Annotated in this window: 5 protein-coding genes; 2 read left to right on the top strand and 3 right to left on the bottom strand. The window is 69.0% G+C overall.

Annotated features, from left to right (window positions below; genetic code table 11):
* The coding region (locus MJ783_RS19205; RefSeq protein ID WP_370651710.1) for an MFS transporter at positions 1 to 1402 on the top strand (1402 nt) is incomplete at its 5' end.
* A 148-nt stretch (positions 1403 to 1550) separates the two neighbouring features.
* Positions 1551 to 2021: a helix-turn-helix domain-containing protein gene (locus MJ783_RS19210; RefSeq protein WP_239312290.1), complete on the top strand. Its 471-nt coding sequence runs from the start codon at positions 1551 to 1553 to the stop codon at positions 2019 to 2021.
* A gap of 38 nt (positions 2022 to 2059) precedes the next feature.
* Here the strand turns inward: MJ783_RS19210 and MJ783_RS19215 are convergent, their stop codons facing one another.
* The 3 genes from MJ783_RS19215 to MJ783_RS19225 are packed head-to-tail and all read right to left on the bottom strand — an operon-like array spanning position 2060 to position 4250.
* The gene (locus tag MJ783_RS19215) at positions 2060 to 2248 is read right to left on the bottom strand and encodes a rubredoxin (protein WP_239312292.1); all 189 of its coding nucleotides are present in this window, start codon (positions 2246 to 2248) and stop codon (positions 2060 to 2062) included.
* Positions 2245 to 3135, bottom strand: coding sequence for an alpha/beta fold hydrolase (locus tag MJ783_RS19220; protein WP_239312295.1), 891 nt, complete (start codon positions 3133 to 3135; stop codon positions 2245 to 2247). The genes MJ783_RS19215 and MJ783_RS19220 overlap by 4 nt, the downstream gene beginning before the upstream one ends.
* Positions 3132 to 4250 carry a fatty acid desaturase gene (locus MJ783_RS19225; RefSeq protein ID WP_370651712.1) on the bottom strand — a complete coding sequence of 373 codons (1119 nt, stop codon included), beginning with the start codon at positions 4248 to 4250 and terminating at the stop codon, positions 3132 to 3134. Before MJ783_RS19225 ends, MJ783_RS19220 begins: the two co-directional genes overlap by 4 nt.
* Positions 4251 to 4288: the final 38 nt, after the last annotated feature.

Here is a 4288-nt window from a genome sequence, read left to right on the forward strand (position 1 = left end):
GGGTACCGCCGCCGCGGGCCGCTCGGTGGCCCACGTGCGCCTCGGCCCGGTCTTCGCCGTCGTCGCCGCGGGCGTGGCCATGTCCAACCTCGACCTGTTCATCGTCAACGTGGCGCTGCCGCGGATCGGCACACACTTCGGCGGATCGTCCCTGGCTTCGTTGTCCTGGGTGCTCAACGCCTACGCGGTGCTCTTTGCCGCGCTGCTGGTACCGGCAGGCAGCCTGGCGGACCGCACCAGCCCGCGGCGGGCCTACCTGTGGGGTATCGGCGTCTTCACCGTGGCCTCGGCGCTGTGCGCGCTGGCGCCGAGCGTCTGGGCGCTGGTCGCCGCTCGGGCCGTCCAGGCCGCGGGCGCGGCCATGCTCATCCCCGCTTCGCTGGGGCTCCTGCTCGCGGCCGCCCCGCCGCAGCGGCGGGGCTCCACGGTCCGGGCCTGGACGGCCATCAGCGGCCTGGCCGCCGCGGTCGGCCCGGTCGTCGGTGGCCTGCTGACCGAACTGGACTGGCGATGGGTCTTCCTGGTCAACCTTCCCTTCGGCCTCGCCGTCCTTCTCCTCGGTCCGGGGATCCTGCCGCGTACTCCCGCGCGGCTGAACGCCGCCCGCCCCGACCTGCCCGGTGCGGGTGTTTTCATCGTGGCGATCGCCGTGCTGACCCTTTGCCTGGTCCGCGGCCAGGACTGGGGCTGGGCCTCGGGAAGGACGCTCGTCTCGCTGGTGACCGGGGTGGTTCTCCTCGTCGTGTTCGTGTACCGCTCGGCACGTCACCCGGCGCCGATCCTGCCGCTGCCGCTGCTGCGGGTGCCCGTGTTCAGGGGCGCGGCCCTGGCCGCGCTCCTGTTCTCCGTCGCGTTCGCGGCGATGCTGTTGTCCATCATCCTGTGGTGCCAGCAGGTCTGGACCTGGTCGGCACTGCGTACCGGCCTCGCGATCGCGCCGGGACCGCTCATGGTGCCGGCACTGGCCGTCGGCGCAGGACCGCTGGCCCGGCGGATCGGTGCGGGCTTTGTCGCCGCAGCCGGTTGTGTTCTCTTCGGCTGCGGGATTGCCTGGTGGGCGCTGCTGCTCGAGCCTGACCCCACCTATCTGCGGGGGATGCTGCCGGGCATGCTGCTCACCGGTGTCGGGGTGGGCCTGACCCTGCCCACCCTGATCAGCGCGGCCGTCACCGCGCTGCCGCCACAGAGCTTCTCCACCGGTTCGGCGGTGGTCACCATGGCCCGCCAACTCGGCACCGTGCTCGGTGTCGCGATGCTCGTCGCGGCCCTGGCCCCGGCCCGGGGCGAGGGTGTCGCGGTCGCCGTACACGCCTACGACAGCGGCTGGCTGTTCACCTTGGCCGCGATCGCCGCCGGTGCGGCCGCGTGCCTACTTCTCCCCCGCGGGCACTCCCCGACCTGATCACAATGAATGATAATGGTTCATAACCGTATATAACAGGAAAATCCGACATCCGGATGGCGGTGGCCCGTCGGCTGGCAGGGCGCTCACCCGGTCTCGTCGCGGGCATGACGGGAACAGCCCTGTCGATGGCCCGTACAATAGATCCATGCCGAAAGGGCCGGATCCGCGTGAATGTTCCATCGCCGACACTCTGCACCTGGTTGGCGAACGTTGGACATTGCTGGCCATCCGAGAGCTCATGCTCGGTGTGCGCAGGTTTGACGGTATTGTGCGCAGTACCGGGGCGCCGCGCGACATCCTGACCGTACGGCTGCGGAAGCTGGAGGCCGTCGGCATTGTCCGGCGGGAACAATACAGCGATCATCCGCCACGTTATGAATACCATCTGACGCCCGCCGGGAAAAACCTCACCGACGTGCTGCTCAGCCTGATGAAGTGGGGCGACCAGCACCTGAACGCCGGTGACCCGCCGGTGCGCTGGCGGCACACCTGCGGTGAGGTTCTGGATCCGGTGCTGGTGTGCCGGCACTGCGGGGAGCCCGCCGGGTCAGGTCTGCATTCGCCAACCGGTCGCGGCGCGCTCGTCTCCCACACCGAGCCGGTGGCGACGTCCTGACCCGGCCCTGGCAACGGCAGGTTCCGCATACAGCAGAGTCACAGTGGGGCCATGACAAAGTCGTTCTTGCCGACCCCGCAGTTGGGGCAGGTCCAGGAGTCGGGGATGTCTCCCCAGGCCGTGCCCGGCGCGATGCCCTCGTCGGGCAGCCCCAAGTCCTCGTAGTAGGTCCAGCCGCAGACCAGGCACATCCACGCCTTGCCCCTGACCATGGTTTCCGGCTTCATCCGACCGATGCCTCACTCTCCGGAACGTGCGCTGACACGACGTGCTTGGGCAGGACGTGCTCGGCCACAAAGGCCGAGACGGCGGCCGTCACCCGGGCCGCCATGAGAATGCCGAGGTGGCCGTGGCCCGGAGCCACCGCCAGACGTACGGTACGCAGGCCCGCGGCGATGGCTTCGGCGTCGGAGAACGGGACCACCGGGTCGCCGGGGTCGTGGATCGCCAGCTTCGGGCAGTCCAACGTCCGCCCCAGCCCCACCACGTCCCAGTGACTGACCGGCACCCCGTTACGCCGGTGCAACTCAGCGTAGATACGGTCGACGACCGGCCGGGACATTTCCGGCCGACCAGCCGACCACCGTTCAAGGACACCCGCCAGCGAGGCGGCCGGGGCGACGAAGGCGAGGCAGTCGACGGGCATCGCCGGACGTGGCGCCAGCGCGCCGACCGCGGCGATCGAGCCCAGCGAGTGGGCGATGACCGCCCGCACCCCGCCGAGGGTGTCCAGCACCGTCCCGGTTGCCCGGGTGAACTCGGTCATCGTCGCCTGTGAGCCGGCGGAGACGCCGTGCCCCGGGGCGTCAAACGCCGCCACCCGGAAACCCAGCTGCCGCAGCGGGCTGATCAGCCCGTGCATGCTGCTGCTGTCAGCCCCCCAGCCATGCACGAGCAGGACGGTCGGGCCCTGGTCCCCCCACAGGTAGCCGCCGCGCACCCGGGGCTCACCGTCCACCCGGAAGCCGCGAGCACCCAGCGGCGATACATCGTCGGGGTACACCCCGAGCGGGCGGGTGTCGCTGAAGGTGTCGGCGGCCAGCCGCCCGGCTCGAACGGGTGCTACCGACCGCAACACGCTGTAGCCCAGGCGGCGGATCGCGACCGGTGTCACGAGCCCGCCCCGACGGTCTGCGGAAGCTCCTTGACCGTCCGCCGCTCCTGGGGCGGGACATGCGCTCGGGAGAAGTCCATGTAAAAGCCGGACGCCGTGTCATAGAAATGGCAGCGACGCAGGATGTGCCACAGGTGCCGTATCTTCACCTCACGTTCCCGGATCATGCCCGGGTAGGCGCGCTTCAAAGCGGCCTGTGCCTTGGTGAGGTTATAGAACGGGACAACCGGGGCCACATGGTGTGCGGTGTGGATCGAAATGTTGTGGGTCAGGAAAAGCAGCCATCGCGGGTAGGCGTAGTCCGTCGTGAGCAGCAGCCGGCTGGCATTGCGGGTCCAGTGCTCGGATGTCAGGTAGGGCACATCACGGGAGCTGTGATGCATCAGCGTGGTGGCGCTGAACCAGGCATGCGTGGCGAGCCACGGGCCGACGAAGTACAGCAGGAACCCGGTCGCCCCGGTGTAGTAGACGAGCACCGGGAAGTACCCGGCACAGACCGCCGCGACGAACAGGATCGAGCGCCGGGCGCCGCGGCGCATCTCCTTCTTCGGAAAGAAGCTCGGCCGGAACCCGGACACCCGCCAGTAGTTGATGGTGCCGCCCCAGAACGCCCAGGTGCGGGTGCCATGATAGATCATTTTCTCCCAGCGCGGCATCCGATCATACAGCGCGGCCGGAATGGGCCGCCAGTCGGTGTCCAGCTCCAGGTTGTTGGTGTGGGTGTGGTGCATGTTGTGCGCGTGCCGCCAGGCGTGGAAAGGATAGATCAGCGGCAGCAGCGACACATGCCCGACGGCAATGTTGAACCAGCGGGATCGGGAGAAGGAGTTGTGCCCGCAGTCGTGGGCGATGCAGTGCAGGCCCCACCCGCCCAGCCCGGCCACCATCAGCAGCGGCAGGTACAGCGGCCAGTACGGGGCGAAGCTCATGCTCACGACCGCGCCGATATAGAGTGCCCAGCTCACGGCGAAGCCCAATAACCCGCGGGCAACCCGCGGCTCGATCAGGGATTTCGGGATCGCCGCGGCGAGCCGCTCGTTCCTGATCTGCTCCGACTTCTGGAGAAAGTCCTCGAAGTATGCGTCCGGGGCTGAGGGGAAGCGGTATGTCGGCATGGTGTCCAGTCCAGTCCAGTCGGTTGCCAGTCCTGCGG

Origin of the sequence: Protofrankia sp. Cj3, from assembly GCF_917627355.1 — a bacterium.
GTDB lineage: Bacteria > Actinomycetota > Actinomycetes > Frankiales > Frankiaceae > Protofrankia.